We start from the raw sequence: 22387 nt of genomic DNA, 5'->3' as shown, positions 1-22387 counted from the left end.
TAGTCTGGCGGCGCGGCACTCCCGCACCGCCGGCGTTGCCGCAGCGGCAGCCCCGCCATTGTACGCCCCGTGCCCGTTCCGGACGCTCGCATGAACGACCCCGACAACCCCGTTCGCCCACGCCTGCTCCCGGTGCAACGGCTCGGCGCGGTGCTGTGGCCGAGCTTCTTCCTCGCGGCCGTCGGATCGGTGCTGTTCTTCGCCTTCGTCGACCCGCTGGAACTGCAGCGCATCAGCTTTCCCGGCCACGCCATCAGCCGCGAATTCGGCTACAGCGTCGGCTTCCTGCTGGCATGGCTGGGCGCTTTCCTTGGCTGCGGCACCACCGCGCTGCTGCTGAACCCGCCCGACCACCTCGACGGCGAGCCACCGCTGGAATGACGACGCCACGGCCGGTCATCGATTCCGTCACCATCGCGCCATCCATGCACAACGACACGGCGCGGCACCGGCAGACCCTGCGCCTGTCCGCGATGCTGCTGATGCTGGGCCTGTTCCACGGCCTGCCGTGGCTGCGGTGGAACGGCATGCCGTTGCTGCTGTTCAATATCGACGCAAGGCAGCTTCACTTCTTCGGCCTGCAACTGCGCCCGGAAGGCATGTTGCCGCTGCTGTGGCTGGCACTGGCGGCAGCGGCGGTGCTGTGCCTGGTCACCAGCGTCGGCGGCCGGCTGTGGTGCGGTTACGCATGCCCGCAAACGGTGCTCACGCGGCTGCACCGCGGGCTGCAACGGTTGTTCGCCTTCAAGGATGCCCCGCGCTGGCTGGCCGCAACCATGCGGCACGCGGCATGGGCGCTGGTGGCGGCGTGGACCGGCATCACCTTCGTCGGCTACTTCGTGCCGATCCGCGAGCTGGTCGGCGGGCTGTACCCGTTCACGCTCAGCGGCTGGGAAACGTTCTGGATCGGCTTCTACGCACTGGCCACCTGGGCCAACGTGCTCTACCTGCACGAACAGGTCTGCACCTACCTCTGCCCGTACAGCCGCGTGCAGCCGCTGCTCACCGATGCCTTCACCCCCACCCTGCACTACGATGCACGGCGTGGCGAGCCGCGCGGCCCGCGCGCGCCCGGCAACGGCAGCGTGATGCAGCGCGCACGCGGCCTGCTCGACCCGATGACCGCGCGCGACTACGTGTTCCGCGCCTCGCACCCGACCAGCGCCGGTGCCCGCGCCACCTTCAAGGACACGCACCTGGGCGACTGCACCGATTGCGGCGATTGCGTGCACGCCTGCCCCATCGGCCTGGACATCCGCAACGGCCCCACCACCTCCTGCATCGAATGCAATGCCTGCATCGACGCCTGCGACGCCAGCATGCAGCGCAACGCCTTTCCCGAAGGGCTGATCCTGCGCACCAGCAGCGCACGCATCAACCAGCTGCCGCGCACCGGCATGCGCACCAAACCGCTGCTGTTCGCCGCGTTGTCGCTGCTGTTCCTGACGTTGGCGGCGGCGGGACTGGCATCGGCCTGAGGCAGCCCCCATCAGGGAGCGTCCACCTCGCAGCCACGCGCCTGCAACCGCGCCAGATAACCATCCTCCGCCAGCAGGTCATCGACCGGCAGCACCGCAAACGTTTCGTCGTTGTCATGCAGCGCCTGCTCGGCGACCTCCAGCCAGTGCTGCCGCACCTTTTCCCGCAGGTTGCCGTAACCGTGGTCGCGCGCATAGCCGGACTCGGCAAACGCCTGCATGCAGGCGCCATCGACATCCTCCAGCGGCAGCCGGCGCAGGGCCTCGACATCGCCCACCGCCCAGGCATTGGCACGCTCCACCAGCCTCGGCAGGTCATGCTCCACCGACGCCAGCGTCCGCTCGAAACAGGCGGTGTCGTCCATGCCGCCGGCACGGAACTCACGAATCGCGGCCTTCGGGTCGTCGATGGTGAACTTCAATCGGGTCGCGGTGGGTTCGATACCGGCCGCCTTGAACGCCCGTTCCAGCACCGACCACAGCACAGGCTTCTGCCCGAGGCCAATGGACTTGATCGCCGCCGCACGCAGCTTCTCCGCCGCGATCATCGGCCGCTTGCGCTCGATGCCGCCGTCCCGGCCAAGGTAACGGCGTTTCTGTACCTGCCAGCGTGCGTACAACCCGGCAGGCAGCACGTCCTCAAGACTGGCCCCGCCCTCGTTGCGCGTCGCCTTCCACATTGCCGGCGCCAGCCCCAGCATCCCGAAGAAACCGACATCGGCATGCAACGCGAACGAAGGCGGCGACAGCACCTGCCGCGAGCGTGCGATGGCCGCTTCCACCTCGCCCGATTGCCATTCGATCCCGTCGGGCAACGGTCGGACCGTACCGAGCACCCACATCACGTGCCCGTCCTTGCTGATCTTCCACAGCCCGGGACCCGGCTGCGCACCGTGCACCACCAGCGTTTCCAGATCGCGGATGGGCGCCGCATCAGCCGCCACCACAACCGCCGGCGGCTCTTCCCTTGCCCATGCGGACATGCTCACCACCAGCAACAGACAGGCTGCCAGCCGACTCCATTCCTTGCTGCGCATGCGCCTTCCCCGTGACTCCGCGAAGGCGCGACATTAGCCATTTCCCCGGGCATCCGCGTTAGCGAATCGTTGGCTCGCGCGGCATGGACGCCTGCTCCGCTTGAAGATTGGCCGTCAGGCTGCAGGCACAAAAAAAACCGCCGGGAGCAGTTTTTGACATCGCTTGTCGATGGCCCGAAGGGTTGCCGCCACGGATGGCGGCAACAAAAAAGCCCGCACTGTGAAGCGCAGGCTTTCTGTTGTTTCCCAGCAAGTGGTCGGGACGGCCGGATTCGAACCGACGACCCTCTGCCCCCCAGGCAGATGCGCTACCAGGCTGCGCTACGCCCCGATCTCTGCTGCAACCCGCCGGCACGCCGGCGGGCTGGCGATTATAGCGGCTTTGTGCGCGGAAGTGTTCAGCGCCGCAGCAGCTGCAGCACTTCTTCCAGTTCCATCCGCACCTGCCGGATGATCTGGTTGCTCAGCGCCGACTCCTGCCGCGCACCCTCGCCTTCCAGCTGCAGGCGCGCGCCGCCGATGGTGTAGCCCTGTTCGTACAGCAGGCTGCGGATCTGCCGCACCATCAGCACGTCGTGGCGCTGGTAGTAGCGGCGGTTGCCGCGGCGCTTGGCCGGCTCCAAGCTCGGGAACTCGGTCTCCCAGTAGCGCAGCACGTGCGGTTTGACGTCGCACAGCTCGCTGACCTCACCGATGGTGAAATAGCGCTTGGCCGGAATCGGCGGAAGTTCGCGGTTACTGCCCGGATCCAGCATATGCCTCCACCCGCTCCTTGAGCTTCTGGCCCGGACGGAAGGTGACCACCGTGCGGGCGGAAATCGGAATTTCCTCGCCGGTCTTGGGGTTGCGACCCGGGCGCTGGTTCTTGCGCCGCAGGTCGAAATTGCCGAAACCGGACAGCTTCACCTGGCGTCCCTGCTCCAGGGCATCGCGCAGCACGTCGAAGAACGCATCGACGAACTCCTTGGCCTCACGCTTGTTCAGGCCGACCTCGTCGAACAACCGGTCCGCCATCTCCGCCTTGGTCAATGCCATGCCTGCCTGTTCCCTGTCGCTTCCGCCTCAACCCCGGATCCTGGCGCCGTGCTCGCGCTCGACTGCAGCCACCACCGAGGCGACCACGGCTTCCACATCGCGGTCCGTCAGAGTGCGCGAGGTGTCCTGCAAAATCAAGCCCATAGCCAGACTCTTGAAACCCGGTTCGACGCCCTGGCCGACGTAGCGGTCGAACAGCACCACCTCGCGCAGCAGGCCGCCAGCCGCTTGGCGGATGGTGGCCGACAAGGCGCCCCATTCCACCGTCTCGGCCACCACCACGGCCAGGTCGCGGCGCACCGCCGGGAAGCGCGACAGCTCGCCGGCACGCGGCAGGCTGCGTGCGGCCAGCGGCTCCAGGTCCAGCTCGAACGCCAGCACCTCCACGTCGATGTCGATCATTGCGGCCAGGCGCGGGTGCAGCTGGCCGATCCAGCCGATGCGCCGGCCATCGCGGCAGACGTCGGCCGAACGTGCCGGGTGCGCGAACGGATGCTGTGCGGCACGGAATTCCAACCGCGCGCCGGAGGCCGCGGCCAGCGACTCCAGATCACCCTTCAAATCGTGGAAATCGACCTTGCGCGCCGTGTCGCCCCATTGCAGCACGGCGGCGTCGCCGCACACGGCGGCGGCCACGCGCACGGTTTCGCATGGCGCTTGCCCGGCTTCGCCCTGCTGCGCGAACACGCGGCCCAGCTCGAACAGGCGCACGCGCCCGGCCTGGCGCGCGACGTTGCGGCCCAGCGTGGCCACCAGCCCCGGCAACAGCATCGGCCGCATCACCGCCAGTTCCGCCGACAGCGGGTTGGCCAGCGCGACGCGGCCGTCCTTCAGCTCCCACGGGTCCAGCAGACCGGCGTCGACGAAGGCGTAGTTGATGGTTTCCAGCAGGTCGCGCGCCACCAGTTGGCGGCGCACGCTCAGGTCGTCGAGGCGGGTTTCGCTGGGCATCGCGATGCGCGCGGCGCCTCCCGGCAGCGTGGTCGGGATCCTCTCGTAGCCGTGGATACGCGCCAGTTCCTCGATCAGGTCCTCTTCGATGGCGATGTCGAAGCGGCGGCTCGGCGCGGTGACGCTCCAGCCCTCGCCCGTCGCCGCGACCGCCATGCCCAGCGCGCGCAGGATGCGCTCGACCTCGGCATCGTCGATATGGATGCCGAGTACGCGGGCGATCCGCGCACGGCGCAAGGCAATCGTCGCCGCCTTCGGCAGGTCGGCCTCGCGTACCGCTTCGGTGACCGGCGACGGCGTGCCGCCGGCCAGTTCCAGCACCAGCGCGGTGGCGTATTCGATCGCGGTGCGCGGCAACTGCGGATCGACGCCGCGCTCGAAGCGGTGGCCGGCATCGGTATGCAGGCCCAGCTTGCGGCCACGGCCCATGATCGCGGCCGGCGCGAAGTGCGCCGCTTCGAGGAACACGTTGCCGGTGGCATCGGTGACGCGGGTGTCGAAACCGCCCATCAGGCCGGCCAGGCCGACCGGGCGGTCGGCGTCGGTGACCAGCACGAAGCTGTCGTCCAGCGCGGCATCACGGCCGTCGAGCAGCTTGAGGGTTTCGCCATTGCGCGAGCGGCGCACGCCGATCTCGCCCTTGAGCGTGTCCAGGTCGTAGGCGTGCATCGGCTGGCCCAGCTCCAGCATCACGTACTGGGTGATGTCCACCAGCAGCGACACCGGGCGCACGCCGCTGCGGCGCAGGCGCTCGGCCATCCACAGCGGCGTCGGCGCGGCGGCGTTGACGCCCTCGATCACGCGGCCGAGGTAGCGCGGCGCTTCGGCACCGGCATTCAAGCTGATGGACAACTCGCGGCTACCCACCGCGGCCACCGACTCCGCGGCGAACGGCTTTACCTCGCTGCGGGTGGCCGCGGCCACGTCGTAGGCGATGCCGCGCACGCTGAAGCAGTCGGCACGGTTCGGCGTGAGCTTGATCTCGATGCTGGCGTCGGGCAGGCCAAGGTACTCGACCAGCGGCGTGCCGACCGGGGCATCATCCGGCAGTTCCAGCAGGCCGGAAGCGTCGCTGTCCAAACCAAGTTCCTTGGCCGAACACAACATGCCGTTGGACTCGACGCCGCGCAGCTTGGCCGGCTTGATCTTCAACTCGCCGATCTGCGCGCCGACCATCGCCAGCGGCGCAACCAGCCCGGCGCGCGCGTTCGGCGCGCCGCAGACGATCTGCAACGGCTCGCCCTGTCCGGCATCGACCTTGCACACCTGCAGGCGGTCGGCCTCCGGGTGGCGCACCGCTTCGACGATGCGCGCCACCACCACGTGCTGCAGGCCATCGCCCAGCGCGGTGACGTCCTCGACTTCCAGGCCAATGGCGGTCAGCACCGCGCTCAGTTCGTCGCGCGAGGCCTCGGTGGGGACATGGCTGCGCAGCCAGCTTTCGGAGAATTTCATCGTCGTTCGATCCGTTGTGCGGGCCGGCGCCCGCCGTGTGTATGCCTGTGGAACCCGCTGTCGCCCGCGCCGCGCGTCAGGCGAACTGGCGCAGGAAGCGCACGTCGTTGTCGAAGAACGCGCGCAGGTCGTTCACGCCATAGCGCAGCATCGCGAAGCGTTCCACGCCCAGGCCGAAGGCGAAGCCGGTATGGCGCTCCGGGTCGATGCCGCAGTTGCGCAGCACGTTCGGATGGACCATGCCGCAGCCCAGCACTTCCAGCCAGCGGGTGCTGCCGTCGGGCTGCTGCCAGGCGATATCCACTTCCGCACCCGGTTCGACGAACGGGAAGTAGCTGGGACGGAAACGCATCTCGAAATCGCGCTCGAAGAACGCGCGCACGAACTCGCTCAGCGTGCCCTTGAGGTCGGCGAAGGTGGAATGCTCGTCCACCAGCAGGCCCTCGACCTGGTGGAACATCGGCGAATGGGTCTGGTCGCTGTCGCTGCGGTAGACCTTGCCGGCGGCGATCATGCGCAGCGGCGGTGCGTGGTCGTCCATGTAACGCACCTGCACGCCCGAGGTGTGGGTGCGCAGCAGGCGGCCGTCGCCGAAGTAGAAGGTGTCGTGCATGGCGCGCGCCGGGTGGTGCGGTGGGAAGTTCAGCGCCTCGAAATTGTGCCAGTCGTCCTCGATCTCCGGGCCTTCGGATAACTCGTAGCCGAGCCGGCCGAAGATCTCGGTGATGCGTTCCAGCGTGCGCGTGACCGGATGCAGGCCGCCACGGCCACCATCGCGGCCCGGCAGGGTGACGTCGATGCGCTCGGACGCCAGCCGCGCATCCAGCGCCGCGCTTTCCAGCAGCGCCTTGCGCTCGCCCAGCGCGGTGGAGACGGCATCACGGGCACGGTTGATCGCCTCGCCCGCCGCCTTGCGCTCCTCGGCCGGCAATGCGCCCAACTGCTTGAGCTGGGCGGTGATGCTGCCGCTCTTGCCGAGCAGGGCCACGCGCAGGTTTTCCAGCGTTTCCGGGTTCTGCGCCGCGGCCACGTCGGCCAGCGCCTGTGCGGTCAGGGATTGGATGTCACTCATGGATCGACGGACCTCGGATCGGTTTGCCTCGTCCTGCCTGCGCCGGCACTTCAAGCCCCTCTCCCGCCGGGAGAGGGGTTGGGGTGAGGGGCAATGGAGTCACGATGGTTCAAACATCATGGACTGCGCTCGCCCCTCATCCGCCCTCCGGGCACCTTCTCCCGATGGGAGAAGGGAATAGCAAGGCTTTGACGCCAAATCGGAAAAAGAAATGGGGAAGGACTTGCGCCCTTCCCCATGCATTGTCTCATTCACCACCACCGCGGGTGAACCGCGCCGGCAGCGGAAGGACTTATGCCGCCAGCGCGCCCTTGGCCTTCTCGGCCAGCGCGGCAAAACCGGCCGCGTCGTGCACGGCGATGTCCGCCAGCACCTTGCGGTCCAGGGTGATGCCGGCCTTGAGCAGGCCGTTCATGAAACGGCTGTAGCTCAAGCCGTTGATGCGGGCAGCCGCGTTGATGCGGGTGATCCACAGCGAACGGAAGTTGCGCTTCTTCTGCTTGCGGCCGATGTAGGCGTACTGCTGCGCCTTGATGACCGCCTGCTTGGCGACGCGGAATACCTTGCGGCGGGCGTTGTAGTAGCCCTTCGCCAGGGTCAGGATTTTCTTGTGGCGGCGGCGCGCCTGCACACCACGCTTTACTCGTGCCATGTGTCAGTCCTCAGAGGTAGGGAAGCATGCGGTCCAGACGGCCTGCGTCTTCTGCGCGGACGTGGTTCGTCTGACGCAGGTTGCGCTTCCGCTTGGTCGCCTTCTTGGTGAGGATGTGGCTACGGTTGGCGTGGCCGGCCTTGTACTTGCCGGAGGCGGTCTTGCGGAAACGCTTGGCCGCCGCCCGGTTGGTCTTGATCTTGGGCATTGCTATGTCCTTGATTGGGTCTTTTGTCACTGGCCGGGCGGTGTTTCACGGGCTTCGCGACTGCGTCGCCAAGCACACGAACCACGCTTTCCATCCTTGCCCTTGCCGGTTTGAAGCCCACGCTCCCGATGGAGGCAGGCAGGTCCTGGGTGTCGCAAACAGCAAACCCGGCAGAACCGGGCCGCCCATTATGCCTGCCGGGCCGGGCACTTGCAAATGCAGGCCGGCGGGCTACCCGGGCAAGGGCGCAAACAAACGGGGAGGAGGCCTTCGCCCCTCCCCGCCTGGTGAAGCCACGGCCATGCGGCCGCGGGCTTACTTCTTCTTCGGCGCGATCATCATGACCATCTGCCGGCCTTCCAGGCGCGGGCGCGACTCGATCACGATGTCCTCGCCCAGGTCCGCCTCGATCCGGCTGGCCATCTCGCGGCCCAGCTCCTGATGGCTCATTTCGCGGCCACGGAAGCGGATGTTGACCTTGATCTTGTCGCCATCCTCAAGGAAACCGCGCATCTTGCGCAGCTTGATCTGGTAGTCGCCCTCGTCCGTGACCGGACGGAACTTCACTTCCTTGATCTCGACCTGGCGGGTCTTCTTCTTGGCCTCGTTGGCCTTCTTCTGCATCTCGAACTTGAACTTGCCGAAGTCCATGATCTTGCAGACAGGCGGGTCGGCCTGCGGCTGGATCTCGACCAGGTCCAGGTCCTCGTCCTCGGCCATCGACAGCGCTTCGTCGCGCGACATCACGCCGATCATTTCGCCGTCGCTGCCGATCACGCGCACGCGCGGCACGCGGATTTCGTGGTTGCGGCGATTCTGCTTGTTGTCAGGGGTACTGATATTGCAATCTCCGGATGGAATCGAACCGGCCCCGGCGGATCATCCGCGGGGCCGGGGCTTGGTGCTTACTGCCGGTGCTCGGCCCGCAGGCGTTCGACGAAAACCGGCAGCGCCATGCTGCCCAGATCCTCGCCCGAACGGGTGCGTACCGCGACCGCGCCGTTTTCCTTCTCGCGGTCACCGACGACCAGCAGGTAGGGCACCCGCTGCAGCGCATGCTCGCGAATCTTATAGCCGATCTTCTCGTTCCGCAAATCGGCCACGACCCGGAAGCCTTGTTCCGCAAGGGTTTCACGGACCTGCCGGACGTAATCGGCCTGGGCGTCGGTGATGTTGGCCACCACCACCTGGGTCGGTGCCAGCCACGCCGGGAAGGCGCCTGCGTGGTGCTCGATCAGGATGCCGATGAAGCGCTCCATCGAGCCGACGATGGCCCGGTGCAGCATCACCGGGTGCTTGCGCTGGCTGTTTTCATCCACGTATTCCGCGCCCAGCCGGCCCGGCATCATGAAATCCACCTGCATGGTGCCCAACTGCCACGTGCGGCCGATGGCGTCCTTGAGGTGGTATTCGATCTTCGGGCCGTAGAACGCGCCCTCGCCCGGCAGCTCCTGCCACTCCACGCCGGAAGCGCGCAGGGCCGAACGCAGCGCGTCCTCGGCCTTGTCCCACGTGGCGTCGTCGCCAAGGCGGGACTCCGGGCGCAACGCAATCTTGATCTGGATGTCCTCGAAGCCGAAATCCGCATAGACCTTGAGCGCCTGCTCGTGGAAGGCACGCACCTCGGATTCCACCTGCTCCGGCGTGCAGAACACATGCCCGTCGTCCTGCGTAAAACCACGCACGCGCAGGATGCCGTGCAGCGCGCCGGACGGCTCGTCACGGTGGCAGGAGCCGAACTCGCCGTAGCGGATCGGCAGGTCGCGGTAGCTGTGCAGCCCCTGGTTGAAGACCTGGATGTGGCCCGGGCAATTCATCGGCTTCACCGCATAGGTCCGCTTCTCGGACTCGGTGAAGAACATGTTGTCCTTGTAGTTGTCCCAGTGGCCGGACTTCTTCCACAGCTCGACGTCAAGAATCTGCGGGCAGCGCACCTCGCCGTAGCCGGTATCGCGGTACACGCGGCGCATGTGCTGCTCGACCACCTGCCACAGCGCCCAGCCCTTCGGGTGCCAGAACACCAGGCCCGGCGCCTCCTCCTGCAGGTGGAACAGGTCCTGCTGCTTGCCGATGCGGCGATGGTCGCGCATCTCGGCTTCCTCGATGCGCTTGATGTAGGCGTCGAGCTGCTTCTTGTCGGCCCATGCGGTGCCGTAGATGCGCTGCAGCTGCTCGTTCTTCGCATCGCCGCGCCAGTAGGCGCCGGAAATGCGGGTCAGCTTGAACGCCTTGAGGAAGCGCGTGTTCGGCACGTGCGGGCCGCGGCACATGTCCACGTATTCCTGGTGGTAGTACATGCCCATCGCGGTGACGTCCGCCGGCATGTCCTCGATCAGCCGCAGCTTGTAGTCCTCGCCGCGGGCCTTGAATATCTCGACGACCTCCGCGCGCGGCGTCATCTTCTTGATGACGTCGTAGTCCTGCGCGATCAGTTCGCCCATGCGCTTCTCGATCGCCGCCATGTCCTCCGGCGTGAACGGGCGCTCGGACCAGATGTCGTAATAGAAGCCTTCGGCGATGACCGGGCCGATCACCATCTTCACGTCCGGGTACAGCTGCTTGACCGCATGGCCGACCAGGTGCGCGCAGGAATGGCGGATGATCTCCACGCCCTCCTCGTCCCTGGCGGTGATGATGCGCAGGCTGGCATCGTGGTCGATCACGTCGCTGGCATCGACCGGCACGCCATCGACCGTACCGGCGATGGTGGCCTTGGCCAGCCCGGCGCCGATGGACTGGGCCACGTCCATGACGCTGACCGGATGTTCGAACTGACGGACGCTGCCGTCGGGGAGGGTGATGTTGATCATGTCGGTATCTGCGTTGCTGGCAGGAGTGGCGTGGCCACGGCGGGTCATTGGCGACCGGCTCCGTCGTGGGCTGCCCCGTTCCTGCGCATGTGAAAATCAAAAGGCGCCGCAAGGGCGCCTTTTCGGGGGCCTGCGGGAGCGGTCAGCGATGGGCGGTGGTAGTGCTCATGTCGCACGCTGGGCCGGCGTTTCCGCGGGCCACCTTGTCTGCCGGGATATCGGGGGCGATGGTAAACCAATTCCGGCCATTGCGCCCCTGCGGATACCGGCTGCGCGCCGACGCAACCATCCCTGCCCGGCGGCGGTGTCGCCAATGCCAAAACGAAAAACCCGGCCTGGAAGCCGGGTTTCGGGGCCACTCCGTCCGGAGTGGTGGGCGGTACAGGGTTCGAACCTGTGACCCCTACCATGTCAAGGTAGGAAAACGGGGGTCCAGAAGCCACCACAACCACTTAAGTCATTGATTTACCGTGCCACAAGCCACCATGTTCACCACTAGCTTTTCCGTACATTTTCCGTACGACCCTAGATGCGAGTAAACTGCGCCGCCCTCATCGCATTCGATAGACGCTGTGCCAGACCTGTCCCTAGTGAAAACCCGAGAGAAACTGAAAGCCAACCGAGAGCCACATTGGCAGAAGCTAGGGACCGGACAGTTCATCGGGTATCGAGTGCCAGCAGGTACATGGATCGCTCGCCATTACGACCCGGTAGCGATCAAGTACGTGTCCCGCTCATTGGGCGACTACGCCAACCTGCCACCGAATGAACGCTACGGAGCGGCCGTCAAGGCAGCACGCGAATGGCTCGACCACCTCGCTCGCGGCGGCTCCAAGGAAGTCCTGACAGTCCGGGATGCCTGCGAAAGGTATGCCGAAGGCAAACCCGACGCAGCCAAGCGGTTCCCGCGTTACGTCTATGACGACCCCATCGCACACGTTCAGCTGCAGAAGCTCACCGACCGACATGTCCGCGCATGGCGCAAGCGACTGGAAGCGACCCCTGCCGAGGTCTCCAAGAACAAGAAGGGGCCGAAGGTCACCCGCCCGCGCAGCGCTGCGACCGTCAACCGGGACATGGTGCCCTTTCGCGCAGCCTTGAACATGGCCCTTGATAGCGGCGACGTTCTGACCGCCAACGCATGGAAGAAGGCATTGGAACCGGCCGAGGCGAACCAGCGCCGCGAACTCTATCTGAACAAGGAGCAGCGGAGGCGGCTACTGGATGCCCTCACGGGAGACGCTGCCATCCTCGCCCGCGCCCTTTGCCTGCTCCCGGTACGACCTGGCGCCCTCGCTGACGCCGACGTGTCGCATTACGACAGCCGCCTTGGCGTCCTCTCCATCGCTGCCGACAAGTCCGGCGCTGGTCGCAAGCTGCCCCTGTCACAGGGCATGAAGACCATGCTGGACAGCCTGTGCCGGAACAAGCTGCCGAATGCCCCACTGTTCATGCGCGGCGACGGTTCACGCTGGAACAAGGACAAGTGGAAGAAACCATTCAAGCAAGCAGCCGAGGCGGCGAACCTCCCGAAAGAAACCTCCGCGTATACCCTCCGGCACTCGGTCATCACTGATCTGGTGTCTTCCGGGCTCGATCTATTCACCGTCGCACAGCTGGCGGGCACCTCCGTACGAATGATCGAAAAGCACTACGGCCACCTCCAGCAGCATCTAGCCGCCAAGGCGCTAGAAACCCTCGCCATCTGATCAGTATCGCCACTTCTCATGACTGACACATCCGCAACTGTCATGGGCGTATACCGCTGGAGAAGTCGCCATTCAGCTGATACAAATGGGAATCATGTATTTTTCTATCTGCTTTTCTCGCATCAATCCACGCGTTAACTTCTGACCCAGACCAAGCTACTGCCCTAGGTCCAATCGTCACCTTTATCGGGAACCTCCCTGATCGCTCAAGCCGATCAAGCGCAGTAGAACTGAGCCCCGTTCTCCTCAGGACTTCGCGACGACGAATCAGACGATCCTCAATACCCGCATCAATGTCGCGGCCATTCGGGGAAGTATTTTCTCTTTGCTTTTCCATCTTCTTATTTAACGAACACATGGGTACATGCTTAGGATTCAATTTACCCAGTTCAGTCTGCAGCCAAGCCCGGGAAAGAACGCCGAATTTCAATGTCATTCAATAGCATCAGACCATCACCCCGACTCTGACGTGCCCTAACGAGGGTTGAAGAAAGGACTACCTCGGCGATGTTCTGGTCAGCTCCTGCGAGGTGAAGTAGATGGCCGTGCCCGACGACGTCACTCGTAGGCTGGAGTCAGTTACTGGCGGCAATGCGACTGAAGACAGGGGGGACGTCGCTGGCCCAGCAGGCCGCAGACGCCGTGCGCGAACTGCTGGCCGAAGCGGCCGCCGCCAACACCACCCGCAGCTATGCCACCGCCCTGCGCTACTGGGCCGGCTGGCATCAGGCCCGCTACGGCGTCGAGCTGGCCTTGCCAACGAGCGAGGCCGTGGTGATCCAGTTCTTGATCGACCACATCCAGCGCAAGAACAAGGCCGGCCTAGTCAGCGAGCTGCCGCCGGCGATCGACCAAGCGCTGGTCGCCGCCGGCCTCAAGGCCAAGGTCGGGCCGCTGAAGCTGTCCACCGCGCACAAGCTCAAGCGCCTGGCCAACCCGTGCAAGCTACCCAGCGTCCGCACCCTGCTGAGCCGGGCTCGGCGCGCGGCGGTCAAGCGCGGCGAGCGGCCTACCAAGAAGACCGCGATTACCCGAGCCGAGCTCGAGGCGATACTGGCGACCTGCTATGACAGCCTCGAAGGTCTGCGCGACCGTGCCCTGTTCTGCTTCGGCTTTGCCAGTGGCGGCCGCCGAGGCAGTGAGATCGCGGCCGCGGATATGCGCGACCTGCGCAAAGTCGGCGAAGACGGCTACATCTATCGGCTGGAGTACTCGAAGACCCAGCAAGCGGGCGTAACGGCGGACTCGACCCCGGACAAGCCGATCCTGGGCCGTAGTGCTGAGGCCTTGGCTGCTTGGCTCGAAACCGCGCAGATCGATGAGGGAGGGATCTTCCGGCGGGTCTGGAAGGGGCGAGTCGGCCCTGCCCTGCTCCCCGGCTCGGTCGCCACGATCGTCAAGCGGCGGGCTAAGTTGGCGGGGCTGCAGGGGGACTTTGGAGCGCACAGTCTTCGATCAGGGTTTGTCACCGAAGCGGGTAAGCAAGGCGTGCCGCTGCCTGCAGTCATGGCGATGACTGAGCATCGTTCGGTCGCGAGTGTGATCGGGTATTTTCAAGCTGGCGCAGCCGAAGACAATCCTGCAGCCCGCTTGCTCAAGTAGGCGAACTCCGCGATCGGCGCCGCGCAGATGGACTTTAACAGCCGTGCGCCCAACTCCATGAAGGAGTTGGCTATTGCACAGCTTCTTTACTCCTATGACCATGCTCGAAGATCGCTCCGCATGGAATCTACGATGACGAAGAGGCGACGTTCCGCAAGCGCGCCGATACGGTCGTGCGCTATTCTCAGTCAGTAGGGCCGCCAATATCTAGGTGCCTGTCGGCTTGTTCGCCTCAGCGGCATATCGTCACGTCTCGGCGGTGGTGTACAGCCCGCTGACAACCTGGGGAAAGATGCGTGCATTTGCCCTGGCGCCGGAGCGGGCCACGATCTATCAAACGATGAACCTCAATCTCGACAACATCGGGCCCCGCTACCGCGTGAGCCGGCAGGGCAGCTATCAGGAGCACCTGTTTGACGGCCCATACTTGGCCCACAACCCGTATGCCGACCATCCGCTTGCTTCCGCGGTCTTCGACACCACCCATGTGGCGCGGTTTGTCCCCACTGTAGGGGGGCGCAGTGGAGCTGCGGATGCCAGAGGATTTCCTGCTCTGGCGTCAGCTATGGACCCTTACCTCCCAAAAAGGCGATGTGCCTGGAGCGGAAACGTGAGCATGTCGACTTAGGTCCTGCCACGCGGTTTGATGCGCGCCGCCGTGCGGATGTCATCAATCTGCACGCCACTGGCGCGCAGCGCTTGGCGCAGGTCGTTGAATACCGGTGCCTGACCCTCGGGATCATCCAGCGTCAAAATGACCGCGAACGGAACCCCATCCTCCGGAAAAGCCACATCCGTCCGGCACAAGGAATCGACCACCAGGCGCCACTGCGAGGAGTTGCCAACGCCGCGTACAAAGTTCTGCTCGGCCCGCTTAATCGGCCACCATTTGTGACCATGCTCAATCAGGTGTTTTTCGTAGATCTTGCCCTCTGACTTCAGGCGGCCCTTCCAGCTGATCTTGCGCGTAGCGGCGTTGATCACCTCTTGGCGTAGGTGACCTTCGAGATTCACCCGCACGTACTCTGCGCCGAACTGATAGTGCGTCGGGGCGCGGTAGACCAAGGTCATGCGGGCGCGACCGCGGCATCTGCCTTTCTCATCGACCAAGCTGGCCGGCCATGCGAAAGGAAACTCCAACTCCTGCTGCGAGGACAAGGTGCCGACAAAAGCCAGTGTGATCGCGCTATCGTCTGTGGCCAGCATGTTCAGCGCATTGACGGGAATGCCGTGGCCAACGAAGTCGGCCGCGAACTTGCTGACCTGTTTGTCGGTCAACGCGGCCGGGACTGCGGCGTGGTGCACGAGCATGCCGATCAATGTCTCCCGCTGGACGTCACCTTCAATCAGATGGTTCAAGCTGGCCAGCGTGCGCGCCGCCAGCGGTGCGGCATAGCTGGTACCCAGGCCGCTGGTGGTGGCGCCGGTGGGATCGAGGGAGAATAGATTCGAGGTGTGGCTGCCCTCCCCACCCACGTGCGCCAGATCCGGTTTCAAGCCCAGCGCCGTGCTGGGACCGCGACGCGTATACACCGACGGACGCAGGTTGCCTTTAGCATCGGGCGGGTCCACGGCTCCAACGGAGACTGAGCGAATGCTTTCGGCCGGCTGGAACAGACGATCTTGGCCCGCATGCCGATACCCCGCCAGCATGGCCGCCACGTCGGCAGGCGCGTCCGGCCACACCGGCCGCCACAATGGGGCGCGCAGGTTGCCTGCCGGTAGGACGAAGACCACGTCATGGCGATCGGAGATCTCATCGAGCAAGGTGGCGTAGTCGCCATAACCGGCATCGGACACGGCCCGCTCGATCGACAGGCTCATGTTGAAGACGCGGGTGCCGGCTTTCACCGCCGTGGGGATTTCCGCATCCAGTTGTTCGAGGAAGTCGATGAACCCGCGTGGGTAGACATCGTCATAGACGTCCGGCTGGGTGGGATGCAAGCCCATATCGTAGAACTTGCATGGGATCTCGTCGAAGAGCGGGTGTTGATTGAATTCGTGGGCCGCCGCCGACAACCCGGCGATGAAGGTGCCATGCGCGCGATCCTGCTGCGTGCTGGTTACCACATCAGTGCGCCCGACGCACCAGGGCTCAAGTACCGGCACCGGCGTCACCCCGGTGTCCACGATGCCTAGGATCGGATAGCCGGCGTCGATCTGGGGCGCCGAGATCGCGGCCGGCGGCCCCTTCGCACCGGGTGCGGTCTGCTCGATCTCCAGGATCGGCGGCAGGCCGATACGGCGCACGATGGGATGCTCATCCAAAAACCGCAGCAACGCCTCGTGGGTGGCCAGTGTCCGGCTGTTGAGGCGCACCAGCAGGAGCCTGACGCTCTTCCAGCGCATGGCGGTATCTTCGATATCCAACGGCAGCGCCAGCTGCTCCAATCCCGTGCGAAGGTCGTTGAATGCTGCAATTGCCCGGCGCCGGCGCTCACGGCTCGTCGCGTCCTGCGCGACGCGGGGGTCGACGAAGGTTTCCACTAAGTACATGCCCCCGGTACGAGGGTCGGCCAACCATTCAATAGCCTCCTGCGCCGAGAACGAACGACGGTCTGCGGCGTGGTGCGCGCGGAAAGACAGGATGGCGCCCACCTCGCCTCGCGCCCGCGAAGGCTTGGGTTTGAGCTCTTGCGTGCGCTTGTCCAGCGCTAGGGGCACTTCGATCTCTGCCGCACTGATGCCGCCGCGAATGTCGGCAAAGTTCTCCGGTGTAAGTTCAACGATCATGTCACCTAAGTTGCGTCCGCCCACGATCGGTACCTTGGCCGGGGGGAGTAGCCGCATGGTCGGACGCTTGGTCTTGGCCCACGCGTCTTCATTAAGGGCCACGTGCATGTAGGTGACCAACGGTCGATTGCCTTTGGCCAACGTACGGCCGACCTGGTCCAGCTCGGTCAGCAGACGCTGCTTATGCGCCAAGAACGCTTGATCCCGTCCTTGGAAGAAGTCCTTGACCTGACTACCGCCGTTGCGCTCGGGCACGTACTGGTAGTCCTTGGCATTGAGTACGACTTGGACCGGATTGTTTGGCATTAGGATCCCTCGCGGTACCTTCGTTTCCAGCGGCTGATGGTGGATTGGTCTTTACCGAAGAATCTGGCTAGGTCTTCCTGGCTGAAGGCCAGTTCTCGATCACGACTCAAGGTGGCCGCCAACGCCTCGGCCGGGCCCAACAACTGCTCCCATCGCGGGTGATGACGATGGTTAGAACTGAGTTGGGCGTGGACTTTGAGTGCGTTCAAGGCCGAGAAGTCGGCCGATGAGTTCAGCGCAGCGGCGCGCTTGATGGCATTTGCCAGGGTTTCAATCTCGCTACCGGTCAGCCCTTCGGTCAGCCAAGCCAGAAAGCGGCGCTCAGGCAGTGCGATTTCCAAGGGGGTAACGTAGCGGTTGACGATCTCCAGGCGCGATTCGAGGTCCGGGCGCGGCACGGCGATGCGGATGTCGAAGCGACGCCAGATAGCGCTATCGAGAAGTTGCTCGTGATTGGTGATGGCTATCGTGATGCCCAAGTCACTACGTTGATCCAGACACTGCAGCAGCGTGTTGACGACGCGCTTGATTTCGCCCACTTCATGGGGGTCATCGCGGACCTTGGCGATGGCGTCGAACTCGTCCAGTAACAGGACGCACTGGTAGCGGTTGGCAAAAGCGAACAGCGAGGAGATGTTGCGCGCTGTGGTGCCGAGATAGGAGGAGATCAGGCCATCGAGCCGGGCCGTCACCAAGGGCAGCCCAATCTCTCTGCTCACGATTTGCGCTAGCTTGGTTTTGCCGGTTCCGGGAGCGCCGAAGAGTAGGCAGTTCAGCGGCGGGCGTATCCCCATGGCGCGCAGCCGATCCAGATGGCGCCACTCCTCCACTAGGGCATCTACCGATCCGCGCAATGCGTTGTTCAATACGGGCGCCTCCATGGGCGTGAGCGCGTCAGGCAACGTTATGTCCGCCAGCGCGCCACCGGTCTCCTTGTCGACCGGCGGCCGCACGCTAGGGGTCAGCGGTTCGCCAGGCAACGCTGCGCGCGACAGCACGACTCTACTTGGCTGCATCCGACCCGCCACGCTCCCTCCCTCCAGTAGTTTTTCCAACTGCTCGGCCTGGATCGTCTCGCCGCCTTTTCGCAAGGCGGCCAGCAATCGCTCGGCGTGACCGGTCACAGCCGGACTCGGCACTTTCAGTGCCGCGCGTAGTAGGGCCAGAACAATGGTGAAGTGCTCCATGAATGCCTGTATTTCCACATTTATGCATCTACGATCGATATTAATGCATAAAACAATGCATGTATGCAATAGACGTCAGCTTCATGGTAGTTCACCCCCCGCTAGCACGTGGTTCATGACCCTGTGACGCCACGGGAGCAGGAGCGCTCAAAGCGTGGGAGGCGTACGCCATTCATGAATCTATTCAGGAGTGAACTCACGAGTTGAAACGCCGACCTACCGCCGGGACTCGCAGATTTGACACGACCAAGCGCAGCGCCTGATACTGTCACGGCTCGGCTACGTGAATGCATCACTGGCCGGGGTTGCCCATCAGTGCACCGAATCGATCGATGCTGCATGGATGGAACTTTTATGGCGCCCATGGGCCGGAAGAGTGCTGCTAAGTTCTCTCGTCCGGACGACGTCATAACGGGTTGGAACTTAGCATTAGCAAGACAATTTGATTACCCGAAAAAGCCGTTACTATTAGTAACGGCTTTTTCGTTACGACGACCGACAAGGAATTTGGCGTGAAAGATGTCTCTGCCTGGAAACCTCTGCTGCAGGAGCTGCTGAAGCAGCAGTCAGTGGAGCCCGCCGCCCGACTGCGGCAGCGCTTGGTGGACCTGGGCGAGCAACGCGGCCTGGGTACCTTCAGTTACGTCGAGCTGGGTTTCCCGCGCTTCCGCGCCTTTCTCGAGCAATTTCCCGACGTGCTCGAAATGCGTGTGCGCCCCGGCGGCGATATGGAAGTGCTCTCGCTTGCGGCAGCCGCGGCACAGCCCGTGGCGGTACGTGGCGAGCACCGGGCAATGTCAGCGGCGCGCGAAGACGTGTGGATTGCCTTCTCCAATCCCGATCCGCAGCGCCTGCGCTATTTCAATCGCAAGACTGGCGCGGTCAAGCATTTCCAACAGACCGACCTGGGTGCGGCCGTTGGCCTGACTCCGGTAGCAGATTGGGTGAAGATTGAGCCGGTGCCTGGCACCCAACAGACCGCTTGGATGCAGGAGTTCCTCGCCCAGGCGTCTACCCTTGTGGCAGCCGACTATCCGATGATCGCGCAGCCCTATCGCACCGCGGTGAATGTGGAATTCACCAAAGCGTTGGGCGCGGCCGGCAAGCAATGGACCCAGTTCCGCACCGGCAAGATGTTCGAGGTGATGAGCCAATGGGCGCAACGCGCTGGAGTGGACGTATCGATGCTGCTTCCATCGTTCGAGACGCGCCACGCGCATCCGCCCGTCTCTACTGCGTCGCTCACCGATGCAGCGGCGCTAAGCCCCAAGCAGCGCGCCCTCAAACTCATCGAGTCGCTGACCGATCAGGAGATCGCCGACACGCTGATTCCGCTGATGGCGTCCATAATCATGGTGAGTGCACGCCGGTAAGGGAGTGAGCCAAGGATGGCAACGTTTGTCATTGGACTGCCCAACACATTGCAAAAGCCCTTCCTCGCCGAAGCCGGACGCCGGCAGGAAGAGGCTGGGCTGTGCCTAGTAGTCAAATCGAACTATCGATACATCTTCAATCCGCCCTCTGAGCAGGCCATTGGCGATCTGGAACGCTTCGCCGATGTACACGACTGGACCTCGCTGACCGTGGTCGCGCTGCCTTACGTGGGTTGGCCGGAAGGCATGAACGATGTGCTGGAACTGCTAGCTGCAAACGGCGCCCAGGTGATCCGCCCGCAGTTGGGGCAAGGCGACTGGCCGCCACGGCTGGTGGGGCAACGCGCCGAGGACGATTTTACCAACGACGTACGCTTGGCCCTGTTCCAAGAGCTGGGCTGGCAGGTCACCGCTTCTCCAGCTGAGCGTTTTCGACGCTCGGCCGAAAAGCTGGCCGATTACATTATCGTTGGCGCTGCACTGGATCGCTGCGATGAGGTGCATACCTCGCGGCATCCGTTCTTGAAGCGCTCGGCAGAGATGTTAGACAAGTTCTGCAGAAAGAAGGGGCGTCTCGGAATGACGCTGGAAGACTACTGCCGCGACAAGCGTATCGGGGTGGCCCACTCTGGCGGCATCAGCACCTGCATCCGCTTGATGAAAGGCGTCAAGCAGTTGGAGCGGTTTGACTCCAACCTGCATCTCAAAGAAGGTGACGGCACTAGCGAAACCGCCGCCGCTCGAATCTACTTTCAACATCTTGATCGAAATGAGCAGTTCCGGCTCTTCCTGCTCTACGCTGGTCCACATCCTTCCGCTGACATCGACCAAAAGGTCGACTGGCTGCACGACTAGGCGCGCGGCGTGCTTGCGCAGGATCAGCCGAACTCACCCTCGATCCAGCAAAAGTGACATCGATCGATGTCGCAGGGGTTAGCAATTGCTGGCCTGTAAGCCAGCTGTTCACTGCACCAGTCGTCGCGCCAAAGGCGTAATAGCGCGCAACAAAGTTCCCCCGCGCCTGTTTGTCCGAGACGAGTGGGCGATTTCCGCTTTGGGTCGGTAATCCCCCGGTAATCCCCCCGCTTTTAGCGGTCTCCAAAAGTGGAGCTAAGCGGCAAGTGCCAGTTTCTGCATGGGCGTGATGCCGCCGAGCGCCATGTTCGGGCGCTCGTGGTTGTAAGTCCATAGCCAACGGGTGGCCTTGTCCTGTACCTGCTCGATCGAGTCGAACAGGGTTCGGGCCAGCCAGGCGTAACACGTACGGTTCGGTTGTAGCGTTCGACATAGGCGTTCTGCTGTGGTTTGCCGGGCTGGATGTGCTCGATGCGGATACCTTGTTGCTCGGCCCATGCCAGCAGCACGCCACTGATGTATTCAGGGCCGTTGTCGCAACGGATCACCCGCGGCCTGCCCCGCCATTCGATGATCTGCTCCAGTGCACGGATGACTCGGGCCGACGGCAGTGACAGATCCACCTCGACGCCCAGCCCTTGGTGATTGAAATCGTCCAGCACGTTGAACAGGCGGAAGCTGCATCCGTCGCTGAGCTGGTCGTGCATGAAGTCCATTGACCAGACCTGGTTGATCGCCTCCGGCACCGCCAGTGGCTCCGGGCGTTCGCGTACCAGGCGCTTCTTCGGCTTGATCCGCAGGTTCAACTCCAGCTCCCGGTAGATGCGATAGACCCGCTTGTGGTTCCAGCCAAAGCCTTTGACGTTGCGCAGATGCAGGAAGCACAGGCCGAAACCCCAGTCGCGATAGGCAGTCGTCAATCGCACCAGCCAGTCGGCGATCCGAGCATTCTCCTCGCTCGCCTTGGCCTGGTAGCGGTAGCAGGTCTGTCTCACCGCGAAAGTCTGGCAGGCGTGCCGGATGCTCGATAGCCCACTGTCCACCGCCCATCGGGCCATCTCCCGGCGTTGAGATGGCCTCACCATTTTTTTGACATCGCCTCCTTCAGCAGGTCGGCGCTGAGCTGGGCCTCGGCATACATCTTCTTCAGGCGCCGGTTCTCGTCCTGCAGCTCCTTGAGCTGGGACATCAGCGATGCGTCCATGCCGCCGAACTTGCTGCGCCACTTGTAGAAGGTGGCGCAGCTGATGCCGTGCTCGCGGCGCAACTCCGGAACGGGCGTGCCGGCCTCGGCCTGCTTGAGCACGGCGATGATCTGGCTATCGGTGAAGCGGGACTTCTTCATGGAACCTCCTCGGGAAAGCGTACGAGAAAATTCCACTTCTGGCGTCAGCTAACCTGCGGGGGGATTACCGGTCGCAATCGGGGCCTACCCTACCCCCGATAAATCTCCCTAATCCCCTACCCCGCCGATACCCGCTACCGTCCGAAGCTGTGTGAAAAACCCTGCGCCACTGGCAATATCTCAGCACCACTCGGTTGGTGCTGACCATGAAGCGATTCGTCGATGGCGTTGATCGGTCACAGGAGCTTTTGTTGCCTGATCGGCTCGAAGATTACGTCCACGAAGACAATCCGGTGCGGGTGGTCGATGCTTTCGTTGAAGCACTTGACCTGAGTGCCTTGAATCGCCCTGGCTCATTTAGTGACGTATCACGTAAATATTGCCATCAGCCCGATATGGGCAACGTAATAGCTATAGAACGCCCACCGCGTCCTGGGCACACGCAGATCCAGATGATCAGGCACCACACCGGGAACGCTAGCAGCGCCCATGCGTTGCCATTGAAGAAGCACAACGGCGCGAACGCAGCTGCACCGAGCCAGAAATGGCTTCTTGTGTGATCAGGCTAGTCAGATTTAT

Annotated in this window: 19 protein-coding genes, 1 tRNA gene and 1 pseudogene; 7 read left to right on the top strand and 14 right to left on the bottom strand. The window is 63.9% G+C overall.

Features of this window, described 5'->3' with window-relative positions:
* The first annotated feature begins 90 nt into the window (after positions 1-90).
* Together ABB34_RS08150 and ABB34_RS08145 are read left to right on the top strand one after the other, a co-directional pair.
* Entirely contained in the window at positions 91-381 is a 291-nt protein-coding gene (locus ABB34_RS08150; protein ID WP_057640817.1) for a hypothetical protein, read from the top strand.
* A 44-nt stretch (positions 382-425) separates the two neighbouring features.
* Entirely contained in the window at positions 426-1478 is a 1053-nt protein-coding gene (locus ABB34_RS08145) for a 4Fe-4S dicluster domain-containing protein (RefSeq protein ID WP_057640816.1), read from the top strand.
* 11 nt (positions 1479-1489) lie between these two features.
* On the opposite strand, the gene ABB34_RS08140 is transcribed toward ABB34_RS08145, so the two are convergent.
* From ABB34_RS08140 to thrS, 10 genes are all read right to left on the bottom strand, one after another.
* Positions 1490-2515 (bottom strand): TraB/GumN family protein, encoded by a 1026-nt coding sequence (locus ABB34_RS08140; RefSeq protein ID WP_057640815.1) that lies wholly within the window; start codon positions 2513-2515, stop codon positions 1490-1492.
* 254 nt (positions 2516-2769) lie between these two features.
* Positions 2770-2846 (bottom strand) — tRNA-Pro (locus ABB34_RS08135).
* A 67-nt stretch (positions 2847-2913) separates the two neighbouring features.
* Positions 2914-3270 carry a MerR family transcriptional regulator gene (locus ABB34_RS08130; protein WP_057640814.1) on the bottom strand — a complete coding sequence of 119 codons (357 nt, stop codon included), beginning with the start codon at positions 3268-3270 and terminating at the stop codon, positions 2914-2916.
* Positions 3251-3550: an integration host factor subunit alpha gene (locus ABB34_RS08125; RefSeq protein WP_054657702.1), complete on the bottom strand. Its 300-nt coding sequence runs from the start codon at positions 3548-3550 to the stop codon at positions 3251-3253. The genes ABB34_RS08130 and ABB34_RS08125 overlap by 20 nt, the downstream gene beginning before the upstream one ends.
* A 27-nt stretch (positions 3551-3577) precedes the next feature.
* The gene (gene pheT / locus ABB34_RS08120; RefSeq protein ID WP_057640813.1) at positions 3578-5956 is read right to left on the bottom strand and encodes a phenylalanine--tRNA ligase subunit beta; all 2379 of its coding nucleotides are present in this window, start codon (positions 5954-5956) and stop codon (positions 3578-3580) included.
* Between the two features lie 76 nt (positions 5957-6032).
* Complete coding sequence (locus tag ABB34_RS08115) at positions 6033-7028, bottom strand: phenylalanine--tRNA ligase subunit alpha (protein ID WP_057640812.1); 996 nt, start codon at positions 7026-7028, stop codon at positions 6033-6035.
* Positions 7029-7320: 292 nt separating this feature from the next.
* On the bottom strand, positions 7321-7680 hold the full coding sequence (gene rplT / locus ABB34_RS08110; protein ID WP_003484828.1) for a 50S ribosomal protein L20: 360 nt from the start codon (positions 7678-7680) through the stop codon (positions 7321-7323).
* Between the two features lie 10 nt (positions 7681-7690).
* The gene (rpmI, locus tag ABB34_RS08105; RefSeq protein ID WP_010342861.1) at positions 7691-7888 is read right to left on the bottom strand and encodes a 50S ribosomal protein L35; all 198 of its coding nucleotides are present in this window, start codon (positions 7886-7888) and stop codon (positions 7691-7693) included.
* Positions 7889-8203: 315 nt separating this feature from the next.
* Entirely contained in the window at positions 8204-8728 is a 525-nt protein-coding gene (gene infC, locus ABB34_RS08100; protein ID WP_239738080.1) for a translation initiation factor IF-3, read from the bottom strand.
* 65 nt (positions 8729-8793) lie between these two features.
* On the bottom strand, positions 8794-10698 hold the full coding sequence (thrS, locus tag ABB34_RS08095; RefSeq protein WP_057640810.1) for a threonine--tRNA ligase: 1905 nt from the start codon (positions 10696-10698) through the stop codon (positions 8794-8796).
* Between the two features lie 725 nt (positions 10699-11423).
* Between thrS and ABB34_RS08090 the strand changes: the two genes are divergently transcribed.
* Positions 11424-12407, top strand: a complete 984-nt coding sequence (locus ABB34_RS08090) for a tyrosine-type recombinase/integrase (RefSeq protein ID WP_198421451.1) — start codon at positions 11424-11426, stop codon at positions 12405-12407.
* 40 nt (positions 12408-12447) lie between these two features.
* On the opposite strand, the gene ABB34_RS14875 is transcribed toward ABB34_RS08090, so the two are convergent.
* Positions 12448-12843, bottom strand: coding sequence for a helix-turn-helix transcriptional regulator (locus ABB34_RS14875; RefSeq protein WP_206753728.1), 396 nt, complete (start codon positions 12841-12843; stop codon positions 12448-12450).
* Between the two features lie 155 nt (positions 12844-12998).
* Here ABB34_RS14875 and ABB34_RS08085 point away from each other — a divergent pair, with 155 nt between their 5' ends.
* On the top strand, positions 12999-14009 hold the full coding sequence (locus tag ABB34_RS08085) for a site-specific integrase (RefSeq protein WP_057640808.1): 1011 nt from the start codon (positions 12999-13001) through the stop codon (positions 14007-14009).
* Between the two features lie 624 nt (positions 14010-14633).
* Here ABB34_RS08085 and ABB34_RS08080 read toward each other — a convergent pair.
* Both ABB34_RS08080 and ABB34_RS08075 read right to left on the bottom strand, forming a co-directional pair.
* Positions 14634-17048, bottom strand: coding sequence for a S8 family serine peptidase (locus ABB34_RS08080; protein ID WP_057640807.1), 2415 nt, complete (start codon positions 17046-17048; stop codon positions 14634-14636).
* On the bottom strand, positions 17048-18235 hold the full coding sequence (locus tag ABB34_RS08075) for an AAA family ATPase (protein WP_057640806.1): 1188 nt from the start codon (positions 18233-18235) through the stop codon (positions 17048-17050). The genes ABB34_RS08080 and ABB34_RS08075 overlap by 1 nt, the downstream gene beginning before the upstream one ends.
* 512 nt (positions 18236-18747) lie before the next feature.
* Between ABB34_RS08075 and ABB34_RS08070 the strand changes: the two genes are divergently transcribed.
* Positions 18748-19608, top strand: coding sequence for an OST-HTH/LOTUS domain-containing protein (locus ABB34_RS08070; protein WP_057640805.1), 861 nt, complete (start codon positions 18748-18750; stop codon positions 19606-19608).
* 15 nt (positions 19609-19623) lie between these two features.
* On the top strand, positions 19624-20463 hold the full coding sequence (locus ABB34_RS08065; RefSeq protein WP_152979552.1) for a hypothetical protein: 840 nt from the start codon (positions 19624-19626) through the stop codon (positions 20461-20463).
* Positions 20464-20718: 255 nt separating this feature from the next.
* On the opposite strand, the pseudogene ABB34_RS08060 reads toward ABB34_RS08065, so the two are convergent.
* Positions 20719-21808: pseudogene (locus tag ABB34_RS08060) on the bottom strand (IS3 family transposase).
* A 206-nt stretch (positions 21809-22014) separates the two neighbouring features.
* Between ABB34_RS08060 and ABB34_RS15470 the strand changes: the two are divergent.
* Positions 22015-22368: a hypothetical protein gene (locus ABB34_RS15470; RefSeq protein ID WP_152979551.1), complete on the top strand. Its 354-nt coding sequence runs from the start codon at positions 22015-22017 to the stop codon at positions 22366-22368.
* Positions 22369-22387 lie beyond the last annotated feature (19 nt).

The sequence above is a fragment of the Stenotrophomonas daejeonensis genome, from assembly GCF_001431505.1.
GTDB lineage: Bacteria > Pseudomonadota > Gammaproteobacteria > Xanthomonadales > Xanthomonadaceae > Stenotrophomonas > Stenotrophomonas daejeonensis.
This window is presented reverse-complemented; position numbering and strand designations above follow the sequence as displayed.